The organism is Antarcticibacterium flavum (assembly GCF_006159205.1).
Taxonomy (GTDB): domain Bacteria; phylum Bacteroidota; class Bacteroidia; order Flavobacteriales; family Flavobacteriaceae; genus Gillisia; species Gillisia flava.
Map to the genome: position 1 here is coordinate 2566096 of NZ_CP040812.1, position 15659 is coordinate 2581754.

Sequence of the window (15659 nt, forward strand, 5' to 3'; positions counted from 1 at the left end):
AAAATAGATTTTAAGAATTAAAAACCTCACGCCTGACTGTGGGGTTTTTTATTTTATAAAAGCATAGAAAATTTAGTTCAGACTCTAGATTCCAGAAGCGAAGCGGTCCTGACTCTTGTCTCAAATCTCAATATTTAGAACAAATCAAAAAAGGTTTCCCGCAGTTTAACGGAGTGGCACAAAACTGGATTTGTGGAGCGTCCGGGACAACTACGGGAGAATATTATACTTTCTTTACAAATTTGGTGAGGATAACGATCTGTTGTCCCTCAACTTTTCCTTCAATGTGTTCAGGATTATCGTGCACCAGGGAAACTCTTCGCACGGCAGTCCCTCTTTTTGCCACCATGCTGGAACCTTTTACGTTGAGGTCCTTGATAAGGACAACCGTATCTCCGGCTTCAATAGTTACCCCGTTGCTGTCCTTGTGGATGATACCGGCAGAACTTTCAGAAGTACCCTGCCCGGCGGTTGCCCAGGCTTTTAGTTCATCATCCACATACATCATATCCAGCAGGTCCTGCGGCCAGCCTTCAGCCTTTAGCCTGTTGAGCATCCTCCAGGCCATCACCTGCACAGCGGGAACGCTGCTCCACATGGAATCATTAAGACAGCGCCAGTGATTGGCATCTGTTTTCTCAGGATCTTCGATCTGCTCCCGGCATGTGGCACAAATTAGAATGTGATTTTCAACATTTGCAGGGGAATCTGGAATGGCAAAAACATTCAAATCCTCCCCGGAACCGCATAGTTCACACTTGGAGTCGCTTCTTTGAAATAATTCCTGTTCCAGGCTCATCAGGTCTAAAATTTAGTTTGCGAATATACAGGTTTCTATAGATATACCTAACTCCAGGCGCTCGAGTTTCACACAGTTTTTCAACCGCCGAATTATTAAAATTTTGCCGGGGTGGAGATGTTGATCATAGCACTCTCCGCTTTTTCTACTTTTTGAATTGCCTATACAGGAAATTGTTTATCAATAGTTATCTGGTAAAATTTACTCTGTTGATATCTCCTTCAGAAAAATATTTATTCTTCTATGTTTGTAGAATTAAATAATTATTCTACATTTGTAGAGAACGAACTAAACTTGTAGAGTAATGAGCCTTTCAAAAGCAGAAGAACAATTAATGCAAATCCTCTGGAAGCAGGAAAAAGCTTTTATGAAAGATCTAATCGAGGCTTATCCAGATCCTAAGCCGGCACCAACCACAGTGGCCACACTTTTAAAACGGATGCAGGACAAGGATTTTGTTGACTACAAACAATACGGCCGCTCGCGGGAATACTTTCCCCTGGTGAAAAAGAAGGATTATTTTTCAAAACAGGTGAACGGCTTTATCAAAAACTTCTTCAATGATTCTGCTTCGCAGTTTGCCTCGTTCTTCACGAAAGAGACCAACCTTAGTAAGGAAGAGTTGGAAGATCTAAAGAAATTGATAGATAACGAAATTAAGAATAAGTAATTATGGAGTGGTATATCTTAAAATCTGGTGCGATCCTGGCTGCTTTGCTGCTGTTTTACAAGCTGTTGCTGGAGAAGGAGAATATGCACAATTTCAAGCGCTTCTACCTGCTTTTTGCTGTGGTGGCAGCGGTTGGGATTCCTCTTATCACCCTTACCACGTATGTTGAACCTACCGCGGGAAATTTTGATCCTGTGCTGTTCCATTATTCTGAAGAAATTTCAGTAGCAGAAAGCAAGTCTTTTTCAGATTATATGCCGCATGTTCTTTGGGCCATATATGCTGGTGGAGTCATTTTCTTCAGTTTTAAATTTATAAGGAATCTTCGGGAGATCCTGTTAAAAATAAAGATTAATCCGAAGATCAAAAAGGGCATTTATACCAGAGTCCTGCTGCGAGAGCAAGTAGATCCTCACACCTTCTTCAGTTACATTTTTTTTAACCGAAAGAAATATGAACAGGAGCAAATCCCGCGTGAGGTCATCATTCACGAGGAGGCGCACGCCCGGCAGAAGCACAGCCTGGACATCCTTTTTGTGGAATTGCTGCAAATTATGTTCTGGATGAATCCGCTCATCATCCTGTTAAAGGACGCGGTGAAGCTAAATCACGAATTCCTTGCAGACAAAGCAGTAGTTGAAAAAGGAGTTCATACTGCAGGTTATCAAAAGACATTATTACAATTCTCATCAGGGCATTTACACAGTGATCTTGTAAATCCCATCAATTATTCATCAATCAAAAAACGATTTAAAGTTATGAAAACACACACATCGAAAAAAGCAATCTGGCTAAGATCAATATTGATCCTGCCACTCATATCCTTGCTATTCTTTAGTTTCAGCAATAAAGAGATTGTAGAAAGAGAAATAAACGTTTTACCGGCTGAAACTATGAATACTACCACTCTCATGTTAGAGGTTGATAATAGCGGAAAGTTTTATTTTCAGAAAAATGAAACAAATTTAGCAGAATTGCGGAAGCACATCAACAATGGGAGCTACACCTCCTATCATATTGAAGTGGCTGAAAATGCTCCTTCTTCCATCATGATCGATCTTAGACAGCTAATGGCTCAAAATAGATTGGCAGGAAGCGTTGCTCTTTGTACTACTAAAACAGCAATGCAGGATAAGGCGACACCAGAAATGATGGCGGAATACAACAGGCTGGTGAAGTATTACAATGCGTTGCAGAATGCCAATCCTGAAGGGGAAATTCAGGTAAAACAGGAGGATATTAATAGAATAATGGCAATCCTGGGCCGTATGACCCCTGAACAGAAGGAGAATGCAGAGCAAATTAAATTTGACGTACCACCCCCGCCGCCACCTGCACCGACGCCCCAACCCCAATCTCCTCCAGCTCCTGAAAAGAGCAGCAAAAATGTGGATGTACCACCTGCTCCCCCGGCTCCTGTAATGGGTAATATGCAGGCACCACCGCCTCCGCCACCCTCACCTATGGAATCGGTTAAGGATTGGATCGAGGAGGGTGCAGAGTTTTTCTATAATGGAAAGAAAACAACCGACCAGAACGTATTGGAAATAGTAAAGAAAAACGGCGGGAAAAACCTGGAGGTGCGGGTAGAGGAAAATCCCACCGGAAAAACAGTTAAAATTTCCGATAAAAAAAGCCTTAATCATAATCCTCCTACCAGTAGCAGGGATGGATTAAAAATACTACCGGCCCCACCAGTTCCTTCCGAAAATAAGCAGCCTCCACCGCCGCCGGCACCTCCTAAAACTTCTTCATCAGAAAACCTGGGATTTATTTATACGGCGGCACAGTCTCCACCATCCCAAAATTCAAACACTTTAGAATATGTAATTGATTTGGCAAAGCGTGGAGCAAATTTTTATATTGGACCACATAAATATAGCCATGAAGAAGCTATCAGAATGGTGAAAAAAAGCACAAATGAAGTTTCAATTGATGTGAGTAAATATCCAGATGTGATTTTGGGTGGGTGTTAGGATACCTTGACTAAGTCGTCGCGAATTGCAAATTCGCGCCATCATTGTTTTTCACTATCACGTTCATCTCGTTTAGCAAAATTATGGATAGCGCGGATTTGCAATCCGTGCTAATATCCCTTATACCTTCAACTTTCCCTGTATATACTCATCCACCAGCTGCTCCATAATTTCCAGAGTCACTGTACCCTGGCCCAGGATCACCTCGTGGAAATCCCTTATCTCAAATTTTTGTCCCAGTTCTTTTTCAGCCCTTGCCCTTAGTTCACGGATCTTTATTTCTCCAATTTTATAGGAAACTGCCTGCCCCGGCCAGGAGATGTAGCGGTCAATTTCTGTATTTACCTCGTGCAGGGAAAGGGCGGTGTTGGATTGTAAGAACTCCACAGCCTCCTCCCGGGTCCATCCAAGGGCGTGCATCCCGGTGTCTACTACAAGCCTGCAGGCTCGCCATTGCTCATAAGTGAGCTTTCCAAATAATTCATAAGGAGTGGTATAGATTCCCATCTCCTCAGCAAGAAATTCAGAGTAAAGTCCCCATCCTTCTCCGAATGCCGATAAATAAAAATTTCTTCGAAACTTCGGAATACTATCTCCAAGCTCCCCATTCAGGGAAATTTGCAGGTGGTGACCCGGTACTGCCTCGTGTGCCGTAAGGGAAGGTAAAACGTATAAGGGCCTGCTTGGGAGATCATAGGTGTTCACCCAGTAATAACCCGGTTGTGTTTCGTTTGAAGGGCTTATATATCTTCCGGTGGTATATTTAGGAGCAATAGCATCGGGCACCGGGGCTACTCCATAAGGTTTTCGTGGTAATTTCCTGAAATACCTTGGCAATTGGGCATCGATCTTTTTGGAGATATTCCGTGCCTCTTTCAGCAGTTCTTCTGCGGTCACGGCATAAAACTGTTCATCTGTGCGAAGAAAGTGGATGAATTCCTCGAAGCTTCCGTCAAACCCAACCTCTGAAATGATCTTCTTCATCTCGGCATTAATACGGGCCACTTCATCCAGCCCTATTTGATGAACTTCTTCCGCAGTAAGTTTAAGGGTGGTATAATAATCAAGCCTGTTTTGATAGTAGGCTCTTCCATTGGGAATTTCAGATACTCCCACACTTTCCCTGGCAGTGGGTAAATATTCCTTGTCAAAGAATTTTTTAATACGCTTGAACTCCGGTAGCACTTTCTTTTTTATTGCCTCTTCCCCGGCTGCAAGAACAGAGTCCCTTTGCTGCTTAGTAATGGAGGATGGCAGGTTTTTAAATGGAGTGTAATAATAACTGTCCTTTGGATCTTTTACGAGCTGGTCATTGTAAGTAGCTTCATAACCTTTAAAAATAACCCCGGGCTGGGTGATCCCTTTTTTCATTCCCTCTCGTAGCAGAACCAGGTGCTGGTCTACATATCCCGGTATTGCATTGAGCTTGTTCAAATATTCCTTTATTTGGCCATAATTTGCCAGCTCCCGCACGTGATAAGGCAGGCTCACGTGGAATCCCGCATCTGAAAGCAACGGATTCAAATATGCTTCATATTCATAGAAATCAATGCTTTCCTGTAGTCGAAATTTTAGCAGCTCCAGGGAGATCTTTTCAGATTTTGAGAGGTTTTCTTCTGTGATATTTTGAAGTTTTTCCAGTTGCTTTTCAGCAAAACCAGCTTCCCTTCTATAATGTTCTTTGGTAAATAAACCAAGGGGAAACTCCTCCCGGTCATAAGCTTTATGATCCTGGACTTCTTCTATTACCTCTGAAAGGGTTTTGGAATCATTTTGAGAATGTGAGGTGGTCGTGGCTGTTAAAAAGGTAAATAGCAGGAGAAAAATATTGAATTTCATGTAAGGAGCATTTCTTTGCTGAAAGTTAAAGTAAAAATATCAAATACCCGGGACCTTCAATAATGAGGTAATTCTTAGGGGACTAATTCCCCAATATTCTATCTCCCAATACAGAAATCAACTTTTTAGCCTCTTCTGTATCCCTGTCTACTTCTTCAACTACAAGACCATCTTCCCGGGGAATTAACTTATAGGTAAAAACGAAATTTGGATCATCTGCATTGACATCCAGAACTCCAAAACGCAGGTCGTGGAAGAAAACCTCTTCATTTTTTTTGGATATAATATACCAGCCTTCAGCAATTTTTATAAGCCGCTTTACCTTGTCTTCATCCCGTAAGTCGCCCAGTAAATGATGATTTTTTGCAAATTGTTTGAATTGTATGGGCTGGGTATCGAAAAAAGAATAATCCCCAATTAAAAAAGAATCTTCAGTCTCAACATTGGCTGTCCAAAGGATAGAATTGAATGGGCTGGGCTTTGTTTGATAATCCAAATAGGAGATCTCCTGCTCTTCCAGGGCATCTTTGAATTGAAGGTTAGCCATTCCTTTTAAACCCAGGGTGAGGAGCAGGTAACTACTACTCACAATGAGCCCCAGCCTGTTGTATTTCCTTCTTTTGGCAGAGGTCTTATCCTTACGCATGGCCAGGATCAGGAAAATGAGGAAGGGAACTGTATAAAGGGGGTCAATTACAAAGATGTTCTTAAACGCCAGCCTTGTTTCCAGAGGCCAGAAAAGCTGGGTGCCCCAGGTGGTGAATGAATCAAGAATGGGATGTGTGAAAAGGCCCCAGAACATAAGCCAGGACCATTCCCGCCAGGTTGCTTTGGCTTTTCTTTCGATTTTAGAAATGAGCCAGCCAAAAACAGGTGCAAACAAGACAGAAAAAGCGATGGAGTGTGTGAATCCCCGGTGGATCTCTGTAGCTGTTACCGTATCTGTAAGGAGGCTCGCAAAGGTGTCAAGATCTGGAATGGTACCTGCAATGGCACCATAGAGCATCGCCTTATTTCCAACTTTTTTGCCAAGAACAGCTTCTCCTACTGCGGCACCCAGAACAATTTGTGTTAATGAATCCATTTTCTCCTGAACCTCCTAGGGTTATATTATTATTTTAAATTGCTCAATATCCTGTGTACATACTACCTTAGACTTAGGTTTTATTCGTCAGGGATTTAAGTACTACAAATCCAAAGCCGGCAAAAAGCATTAAATGAAACACAAACAATCCATAATCTTCCAATTTAAAAGCACTATAGATCGCAAAACCAAAATATAGCCAAAGCAGGAATTCCAGTATGATAGTTGCCGAGAGGGATTTGTTCAGATAAATATTTCCTTTCCAGGAATCTTTGACCTTACCTATATTGAACTTGGGTGTGCGAACAAATTCGCTCCTTTTGCCAAAGTGTCCTTGAAGTACCGCAAGGGAATTATGCAGTGACAGGCCCATTGCCACAGAGAAAAAAGCAAAGAACATCCCGGTAAAATTGAGATAGCTTCTAAAGCTTTTTCCATGGAGCTTTGACCAGGTGACCCAATAGCAAATAAGAAATATCAATGCGCTAACGGTAAATAAAGCGATAAAGTTGAAAAACCAGGAGTACTGCGGATTCATATTTTTAATATACAAAACAGGAACACTAAGCACTGCCAGCAATAAAAGCACGATAAAAAAGCTGGAATTCAATAAGTGGAAAAATCCGTGGATCTTTGTGCCGGTGGTTTGATCCCTGTCGCGTAACAAGACCTTATAGTTTTTCTGAAAATTCTCTGCCGCACCTTTATTCCATCTGAATTGCTGGGAACGGGCAGCGCTCATCACTACCGGCAGTTCTGCCGGGGTTTCCACATCCTCCAGGTATTTGAATTTCCACTTCTTCATCTGGGCCCGGTAGCTAAGGTCCAAATCTTCGGTTAAAGTATCACCGCTCCAGTTACCGGCATCTTCAATGCATGCCTTCCTCCAGATTCCTGCCGTACCATTAAAATTTATAAAGTGCTTTCCAAAATTCCTGCCGGTTTGTTCCATTATAAAATGGAAATCCAGGGCAAAGGCCTGTATCTTCGTGAGCAGGGAGTAATCCCTGTTAACGTGTCCCCATCTAGTCTGTACAACCCCAATCTCGGGATCTTTAAAATAGGGAACCGTCTTTTGCAACCAATCCTTCTTTGGTAAAAAATCTGAATCAAATATGGCAATGAATTCACCTTTGGCTACCTTAAGCCCTTCCTTTAGTGCCCCGGCTTTAAAGCCTTCCCGTTGCTGCCGGGTTATGTGCTGTATATCCAATCCCTCTTGCTGAAGCTCTTTCACGAGGCGCCTGGATTTTTCAATAGATTCATCTGTAGAGTCATCCAGTACCTGTACCTCCAGCTTGTCCATTGGATAATCTATGCCGGCAATATTTCGAAGAAGGCGTTCCACCACGTACATCTCATTATAAATGGGGAGCTGTATGGTTACATACGGAGTTTCTCCGGGATTTGAGAGATTGAAAACAACAGGTTCCTCCTTTTTACTTTTGGAGCGCAGATAGTAATAAAGCAGGTTAAGCTGGGAAATACTGTAGAACAGGATAAGAACAGATGCCAGGGTATAGAAAATAATTATTGCTGTATCCATTATTTAAAACTGTATTTAAAAATCCAGCCAAGTATTTTTACTCCCGCCATAGTAGCTCCTTTTAATGTTCCGGAAACTTTGGAAACTCCAATCCTGTTCCGGTAATTGACCGGTACCTCCATGTAGTCAAGATTTTTCCGTAAAGCTTTCAATTGCATTTCCACTGTCCAGCCATAGGTTTTATCCTGCATGTCTAACTCCAGGAGTTTGTCATACTTTATAGCTCTAAAAGGGCCAAGATCTGTAAATCTTGCACCAAACATGATTCTCATTAAGGAAGTTGCCAGCCAGTTACCAAAGATCTGGGTGGAGGTCATTGAGCCCACTTCCCTTAGTTCTTTCACTCTGGCTCCAATAACCAGGTCCATATCCTTGTGTAAAATTGGAGAAATTATTTTCTCCAATTCTTCAGGATAATCGCTGTAGTCCCCATCCAGAAAAACAATAACATCTGGTTTTTCCTCATTTCCGGCAATATGATCCATCCCCTTGAGACAGGCATAACCATAACCTTTTCTTTCTTCCACCAGCACTGTAGCTCCTGCAGCGGCTGCAACCCCCTCTGTATTGTCTGTAGAATTGTTGCTTACCACAATTATTTCTGAAACTAACGAAGGCACGTCTGCAACAACTTTTCCAATCGAAGCTCCTTCATTGTAAGCAGGAATAATAACTTTTATAATTGGATACATTTAATTGGGGTTGGGCTGCAAAGATAAAATTTCCCTTTTGGTTCGCCCCATCATTTTCTGCTATAGTTAAACCGGAAAAGAGATTTCAGTACCAGTAAAAAATAAAAAAAGGGCCACAGCTTTGTGACCCTTTTCATATTATAATATTTTTTATTACCAGATAAGCACCCGGTCCTCTGGTGCTACATACATATCATCACCTTCCTGAATATCAAAGGCTTCATAGAAGGCTTCAATATTTTGTAAAGGCACGTACGCGCGGTACATACCGGGAGAGTGTGGATCTGTTTTTATAAGATTTCTTAGCGCCTCATCACGCATTTTGGTACGCCATACAGTTGCCCAGGAAAGGAAGAACCGTTGCTCAGGAGTGAACCCGTCAATTTTACCTGGATTCCCGTTTTCAGCAAGATGGATTTGCAGGCCATCATAGGCAGCATTAACACCTCCAAGGTCCCCAATGTTTTCACCGAGGGTGAATTTTCCATTGATATAAACACTGTCAAGAACTTCGATAGCATCATACTGTGCTGCCAGGGCGCCACCTAGATTTTCAAATTGCTTTAAGTCTTCCTCTGTCCACCAGTTGTTGAGGTTTCCTTCAGCATCAAATCTGGACCCGCTGTCATCAAATCCATGGGATATTTCGTGGCCTATAACGGCTCCAATCCCGCCGTAATTAACCGCTGCGTCTGCGCGATAATCGTAAAAAGGTGGTTGCAGGATGGCTGCAGGGAATACGATCTCGTTATAACTTGGGTTGTAGTATGCGTTTACGGTTTGTGGAGGCATGAACCATTCGGTTTTGTCTACAGGTTCTCCCAGTTTTGCCATAGTTTCCTTAACGTTCCATTTTCTGGCATTCATCATATTTTGGAAGAATGAACCTTCTTCATCATCTGGCCCTGCGATCTCAAGGTCGCTGTAGTCTTTCCATTCATCTGGATATCCAACTTTTATGGTGGTGGTCCCCAGCTTTTCTATGGCCTTTACCTTTGTACTGTCGCTCATCCAGGTGAGGTTATTGATCCTTACCTCAAAGGCTTTAATGATATTGGAGATCATTTCCTGTGCTTTCTCCTTAGCCTCTGGTGGGAAATTTTCCTCTACATATAATTTACCCAAAGCTTCGCCTAAAGTTCCATTTACAGTTGCAAGTGCACGTTCTTTAAGTGGTCGCTGTTCTTTTGCTCCCTGGAGGGTCTGGCTATAAAATTCCCAGTTTGCCCTTTCAATTTCAGTAGATAAGGTTCCGGTAGAATTATTGAAGATGGTCCAGGTTAAATATGTTTTCCAGTCCTCTACCTTATTGGTGCTAAAAGTTTTTTGTAATGCCTCCATGTATTTTGGCTGCGAAACAATAACTGTGTCAATATTGGAAGCTCCTATTTCCTCAAAATATTTGTTCCAGTCTATAGCTGATACCTGATTTTGAAGTTGAGAAACCTGCATAGGGTTGTATGTATTTCTTGCATCTCTGCGCTCTACTTTATCAAGCTGAGGCTCTGCCAGGCTGGTTTCAAATTCAAGAATGGTCTCTGCCTTTGCAGCGGCTTCTTCCCCTGACTCCCCAAGGTACTGGAGCATCCTGGTGATATGGGATTTATATTTTTCCCGAATTTCTTTTGAACTGGAATCATCTACTACATAGAAATCCCTGTCTGGCAGTCCAAGACCTGAAGGATACAGGTATGCCGCGTTTGAATTGCTGTCCTTGGCATCTGCACGCACGCTAAATGCAAAGAAACCTGCCCCGCCATATTGCTGCATTTCTGTAAGGAAATTCTGCAGGTCTTCTTTGTTTTCAATTGCCTTTACCTTGTCCAGGTAAGGCTTTAGTGGCTCTATACCTTTCTCATTCCTGGATACCGTATCCATAATGCTTTGGTATAGAAAAACTGCTTTAGCCTGGTCACTTGAGGCATCCAGATCTTTATTAGTGGATGCTTTCTCCAGCAGGGCCAAAGCCTGGGCATCTGTATTCTTTCTTAATTCGTGGAAGCTCCCCCAGGTGGTATACTCGTCCGGGATCTCTGTGGAATCTACCCATACCCCGTTTACATACCTAAAGAAATCGTTTCTTGGGCTTACGGTTGTATCCATATAAGCCAGGTTGATCCCTCGTGGTTCCTGCTCTGCATTCGCTTTCCTGTCATCATTGTTACAGCCGCTCAATACGGCTGCCCCAATAGCTGAAAGGAACATTACTTTGGTTAATCTTTTCATTCTAATTACCTGATTAAAAATTTACGCGCTAAAGTACTAAAAAGAAGCATATTAAAAACTCTTACAAAAGAGAACCATTTTTCTGATAAAATGTGGAGGCCAATGAAGGATTCGGCTAATGGATTATTGCCTGAGGTCTTCTATAAGAGCCCGGTCAAAGTCTCTCTTCAGTTCAGTTACTTCTTCAACATTTTCATTTGGAATGGCTATAGAAAGGACGTAATGCTTGATCTTCCATCCTTCAGCAGTATTTTCCAGAACTCCGGAGCCCCTGCATATTCCCATTTGGGTATCTAGAAGTTCATCAAACCAGGCGATATCCCCTTCCGCAGAAAAATAAATATTCCTTTCAAGTGCACTGAAACTCCAGGCTGTTCCCCTGTCAAAATATGGTTTTGCAAATGACCGGAATTCCTCGTTTTGCCAGTTCTCAGTTGCATCGGTGCCAATGAAAACGCCATCCCCTGCCATAAGATTAAAATATCCCTCATAATTGGCCTGGCCGGCTGCGGCGTGCCAGTCGTTTAGCAGCAGGTTGATAGAATCCTTAGCGCTTTCAGGATCAATTGTCTCAATGTTTGTTTGAGCTTTAAATTCGCAGCCTGTAATCGTTAATAGTAGAAGAAGTACTCGAATTGTTTTCATGAGCTAGAGACTTGTAACAGTATCCTGGATAGTGCCTGCCCCAATACCTGTGGGAGGCAGGATTTGGCGTGGAAGGGAGAGTGTGTCCTCCTCTGGCTGGAAGTCATCCAGCTCTTTTTCAAAGTCCTCCAGGGTTTTAAGGAAAAGTTCATTGATCTGTAACTTGAAATTATTAAAATCTACCGGAAGTTCCTCTGCCGTGGCCTTAATGGCTTCTGGCCTGTCGCTTCTTCTTTTGGCCATATGTTCCAAAACTTTGGCTTTCGTATAGAGGACAGTTACCCTGGTTTGTATGGAATTGGTCTTTAAACTATCTGGTACGCTTTGCCTGAGATTTTCCATTATTTCTGCAATAGGGGTGGCATTTGAGATTACATCATTCACGGTGTAGTTGTCAAAATTCTCGATCTCACTTTGAGCTGTTAAGTAGGCGAGCCAGTTCATGGTTATTTCCCTGGCTTCTGGCTGCAGTACCACTTCCTCATTGGGTACATTAAGGTTGCGCTGGTAAATAGTGGTGTCTATTTCTTCTTTTGCATTGCCTTCCTGGTCACTATCTCCCTGGTTGCCACAGCTGCTAACTAAAAATAAAAAAACTAATAAGAATAAAATCTTCATACCTGGATCTAAGAGAACAAAGTTAATCAAAACCTTTTTCCAATCCAGCAAAAATAGATATTGTACAATCTTCATTTTAAGTGGAATCTTTATAGGTTCTTTTGCGAAATCAATATATTTGCACAACAAAATTTAAAAAATGAGTTCCAGGAAAATTTTAATTATTGGTGCTGCCGGACAAATAGGAAGTGAGCTAAGCTTGGCATTAAGGGAGAAATATGGAAAGGAGAATGTGATCACCAGCGATATCAAGGCAGGTGGTGAAGAACTTATGGGATCTGGCCCGTTTGAGATTGCAAATGCCATAGACAGGGAGCGTATCGAAGAACTTATTGAACAACACGAGATCACAGATGTCTACCTTATGGCCGCTTTGCTAAGTGCAACAGCAGAGAGGTTACCAATGAAGGCCTGGGAACTCAATATGGAATCCCTTTTTATCATCCTGGAACTGGCCAGGGAAAAGAAAATTCAAAAAGTATTCTGGCCTTCAAGTATAGCTGTCTTTGGGCCAACTACTCCTAAGAATGATACCCCGCAAACAACCATTATGGAGCCCACAACTGTATACGGCATCTCTAAGCAAACGGGGGAACGCTGGTGTGAATGGTACTTCAGGAAACATGGAGTTGATGTGAGAAGCATACGATACCCTGGTATCATAAGTTATAAAACCCTGCCCGGCGGTGGTACGACAGATTATGCTGTGGAGATATTTCATGAAGCTATTAAAACCTCAGGATATACATCATTTTTAAGTGAAGATACAAGCCTTCCCATGATGTTTATGGACGACGCAATAAAGGCAACAATTGATATCATGGAGGCCCCGGCAGAGAAAATAAAAGTGAGGTCCTCCTACAACCTCTCAGCAATGAGCTTTACGCCGGCCGAACTCGCTACAGAAATCAAGAAACATATTGCAGAATTCGAGATATCCTATGATCCCGATTTCAGGCAGGAGATCGCCAATTCCTGGCCGGGTAGTATAGATGACAGCGCTGCAAGAAATGACTGGAACTGGAAACACGATTATAACCTTGAAAAACTTACCACGGCAATGCTGGAGGGGTTAAAAAGTATGGCCTAACCCTTCGGGCTGCTCAAAGCCATAATTTCTCAATAACCGGAAATTTTAACCCACAAAAAAACCCGCTTTAAAAGCGGGTTTCTATGTTAGGTTGCGATTTAAAATATAAAAATATATTAATCGTTGATCACACGCACTTGTGCTGCGGTTAATCCTTTTCTTCCTTCTTCTTCAACGTACTCAACTTTGTCACCTTCGTTCAAAGTCTCACCATTAAGACCTGTAACGTGAACGAAAATGTCTCTTCCTGTTTCGTCGTTTGTAATGAATCCATAACCTTTAGACTCATTGAAAAATTTAACTGTACCTTCCATTGTAAAAAAAATAAATAATTAATAAAGCACAAACTTACATATTTTTATTTATCAGTATTAGTTAAATTAAAATTCTTTTTAACGTTATTGATTATTAGCTAGTTAATCAAATCTTTTATCCCTTCCTTCTTCCTTCATTTTCTTTATGTTTTTATCAGATAGGGTATAATCTTCAAGTCTTTTTCCTTTCCATCTTACATATAAAAAGATAGGCATAAGTATAAATGCGCTGGCTAGAACTGCAAGTCCAATAATGCGGTCACCAAGTACCACATCCTCATTTATCCTGTAATAGAATCCTGTACCAATAGCCAGGATTATAAGAACTGTCAATATTTTTAGGAAGTTCATCATAATTAAACTGTTACTTCAATTAGTTTTTGCCTGTAGGCGGTCAATAATTTAGACTTTGAAATAAAGCCAATATATTTTCCTTCATCCACTACCGGAAGGTTCCACGCGTCACTCTCCTGAAATTTTTTCATAATGGTTTTTGTTGAATCCTTATTTATATCTATTATATCTGGTGCAACCTGCATAAGTTCCCTCACCTTTATTTCATCATAAAGTTCCCTGTTGAACATAACTGGCCGAACATCATCCAGGAGGATAATGCCCAAAAATTGTTCCTTTTCATCAATAACAGGGAAAAGGCTTCGGGAGGATTTTATTACCCCTTTATGCACTATGTCTCCCAGGGTCTCATCAACTTTCACCGCGACGAAATTGGTTTCAAGTACCTGTCTTATGTCCAGGAGGGTAAGTACAGCCTGGTCTTTATTGTGAGTAATTAACTCCCCGCGGGCTGCCAAATCCAAAGTATAAACAGAATGTTGCTGGAACTGTGAGGTGATCATAAAGGAAATCGCCGCGGTAATCATAAGCGGTACAAATAGCTCATATCCACTGGTGAGCTCGGCAATAAGGAAAATGGCTGTAAGGGGGCATGCATAATGCCGGCTACCAGTCCCGCCATGCCCACCATCGTGAAATTACTAACAGATAAAGGGGTTCTAAGAAATCCAAGATTATTAATAATAAGTGCAAAGCAGTGTCCCATAGCACTACCCATAAAAAGTACAGGTGCGATGATTCCTCCAACCCCCCCTGCGCCAATGGTGAGGGAGGTAGCGATGATCTTGAAGACCACCAGCCCTGCAAGCAGCCCTACAACGACCCAAATATTCTCTGTGAGATCCCCGAATAAATTATTCTGAAGGGCATACATGTAATTTTCCTGCAGCAAATTATTGATCACATCGTAACCTTCCCCGTACAAAGGTGGAATGAAAAATATAAGGGCCCCAAGGATACTTCCTCCCAACAGTAGACGGTAAAATGGTGAAGTTATCCTGCTGAAGAATCTTATGATCCTGAAATATATTTTTGTAAAATAAATAGAGCACATGGAGGCTATCACTCCCAGAAGAATGTAAAAAGGTACCTGGGATATTTCAAACTCATCTGATAATTGATAATTAAGAATAATTTCTGAACCTGAAAAAAAGTAGGTTGTAAGGATCGCCGAAACCGATGCCAGTAACAAAGGGATCATCGATATAAGGGTGAGATCTAGGCTAAAGATCTCTATTGCAAAAATGATCGCTGCGATGGGTGCCTTAAAAAGAGCAGACATGGCACCTGCGGCGGCGCAGCCAATAAGAAGGGTCCTTGATGCCTGGTTAAACCTGAAAAGCCGGGAAAGATTAGAGCTTATTGCAGCTCCTGTCACTACTGTGGGGGCTTCCAGTCCTACAGATCCTCCAAAACCCACAGTTATGGGTGCCGTGAGGAGGGAGGCGTAGGTCTGGAACCTGCGCATGATCCCGCTCTTTTGTGCAATTGCCCGCAGGGTGGTAGGTATGCCACCTCCAACCTCTTTTTTGAACCCATATTTAACTATAAGTAACGTAATTGTTAAACCTACTAAAGGGAATATGAAATAAAAAGCAGCATGATAATTTGCCACAAACTCTCCTTCAAGTAAACGCTGGATGTAATGGGTGAGGTTTTTTATGGTTACCGCCACAAGGCCGGCAATGAAGCCAATAAGCGCACTAAGGAACATCAGGAATTGATGATGGGTGATATGCCTGTTCCTCCACAAGGCAAACTGTTCCAGAGATGAGGTAAAATTTAGAAACAAGGGTTTTAAAATTT

Annotated in this window: 13 protein-coding genes and 1 pseudogene; 3 read left to right on the forward strand and 11 right to left on the reverse strand. The window is 42.0% G+C overall.

Features of this window, described 5'->3' with window-relative positions; genetic code table 11:
• Window positions 1-223: 223 nt before the first annotated feature.
• Window positions 224-799 (reverse strand): PhnA domain-containing protein, encoded by a 576-nt coding sequence (locus FHG64_RS10990; protein ID WP_139066445.1) that lies wholly within the window; start codon window positions 797-799, stop codon window positions 224-226.
• Between the two features lie 304 nt (window positions 800-1103).
• Between FHG64_RS10990 and FHG64_RS10995 the strand changes: the two genes are divergently transcribed.
• Together FHG64_RS10995 and FHG64_RS11000 are read left to right on the forward strand one after the other, a co-directional pair.
• Window positions 1104-1469, forward strand: a complete 366-nt coding sequence (locus tag FHG64_RS10995; RefSeq protein ID WP_139066446.1) for a BlaI/MecI/CopY family transcriptional regulator — start codon at window positions 1104-1106, stop codon at window positions 1467-1469.
• A 2-nt stretch (window positions 1470-1471) separates the two neighbouring features.
• Window positions 1472-3445 (forward strand): M56 family metallopeptidase, encoded by a 1974-nt coding sequence (locus FHG64_RS11000; RefSeq protein WP_139066447.1) that lies wholly within the window; start codon window positions 1472-1474, stop codon window positions 3443-3445.
• A 120-nt stretch (window positions 3446-3565) separates the two neighbouring features.
• Here FHG64_RS11000 and FHG64_RS11005 read toward each other — a convergent pair whose 3' ends face one another.
• The 7 genes from FHG64_RS11005 to FHG64_RS11035 all read right to left on the reverse strand — a co-directional run bounded on the left by FHG64_RS11005 (window position 3566) and on the right by FHG64_RS11035 (window position 12095).
• Window positions 3566-5284, reverse strand: coding sequence for a DUF885 domain-containing protein (locus FHG64_RS11005; protein ID WP_139066448.1), 1719 nt, complete (start codon window positions 5282-5284; stop codon window positions 3566-3568).
• A gap of 82 nt (window positions 5285-5366) precedes the next feature.
• On the reverse strand, window positions 5367-6368 hold the full coding sequence (locus tag FHG64_RS11010; RefSeq protein WP_139066449.1) for a metal-dependent hydrolase: 1002 nt from the start codon (window positions 6366-6368) through the stop codon (window positions 5367-5369).
• Window positions 6369-6441: 73 nt separating this feature from the next.
• Window positions 6442-7914 carry a cellulose synthase family protein gene (locus tag FHG64_RS11015; RefSeq protein ID WP_139066450.1) on the reverse strand — a complete coding sequence of 491 codons (1473 nt, stop codon included), beginning with the start codon at window positions 7912-7914 and terminating at the stop codon, window positions 6442-6444.
• On the reverse strand, window positions 7914-8606 hold the full coding sequence (locus tag FHG64_RS11020) for a glycosyltransferase family 2 protein (RefSeq protein WP_139066451.1): 693 nt from the start codon (window positions 8604-8606) through the stop codon (window positions 7914-7916). Before FHG64_RS11020 ends, FHG64_RS11015 begins: the two co-directional genes overlap by 1 nt.
• Window positions 8607-8759: 153 nt before the next feature.
• On the reverse strand, window positions 8760-10832 hold the full coding sequence (locus FHG64_RS11025; RefSeq protein WP_139066452.1) for a M13 family metallopeptidase: 2073 nt from the start codon (window positions 10830-10832) through the stop codon (window positions 8760-8762).
• Between the two features lie 123 nt (window positions 10833-10955).
• Window positions 10956-11477 (reverse strand): nuclear transport factor 2 family protein, encoded by a 522-nt coding sequence (locus FHG64_RS11030; RefSeq protein ID WP_139066453.1) that lies wholly within the window; start codon window positions 11475-11477, stop codon window positions 10956-10958.
• Window positions 11478-11480: 3 nt separating this feature from the next.
• Complete coding sequence (locus FHG64_RS11035) at window positions 11481-12095, reverse strand: hypothetical protein (protein WP_139066454.1); 615 nt, start codon at window positions 12093-12095, stop codon at window positions 11481-11483.
• A 139-nt stretch (window positions 12096-12234) separates the two neighbouring features.
• Between FHG64_RS11035 and FHG64_RS11040 the strand changes: the two genes are divergently transcribed.
• Complete coding sequence (locus tag FHG64_RS11040) at window positions 12235-13185, forward strand: NAD-dependent epimerase/dehydratase family protein (RefSeq protein ID WP_139066455.1); 951 nt, start codon at window positions 12235-12237, stop codon at window positions 13183-13185.
• A 116-nt stretch (window positions 13186-13301) separates the two neighbouring features.
• Here FHG64_RS11040 and FHG64_RS11045 read toward each other — a convergent pair whose 3' ends face one another.
• The 3 genes and pseudogenes from FHG64_RS11045 to FHG64_RS11055 all read right to left on the reverse strand — a co-directional run bounded on the left by FHG64_RS11045 (window position 13302) and on the right by FHG64_RS11055 (window position 15645).
• Window positions 13302-13499 carry a cold-shock protein gene (locus tag FHG64_RS11045; protein ID WP_139066456.1) on the reverse strand — a complete coding sequence of 66 codons (198 nt, stop codon included), beginning with the start codon at window positions 13497-13499 and terminating at the stop codon, window positions 13302-13304.
• Between the two features lie 102 nt (window positions 13500-13601).
• Complete coding sequence (locus tag FHG64_RS11050) at window positions 13602-13853, reverse strand: hypothetical protein (RefSeq protein ID WP_139066457.1); 252 nt, start codon at window positions 13851-13853, stop codon at window positions 13602-13604.
• A 2-nt stretch (window positions 13854-13855) separates the two neighbouring features.
• A pseudogene (locus FHG64_RS11055) lies at window positions 13856-15645 on the reverse strand (chloride channel protein).
• Window positions 15646-15659 lie beyond the last annotated feature (14 nt).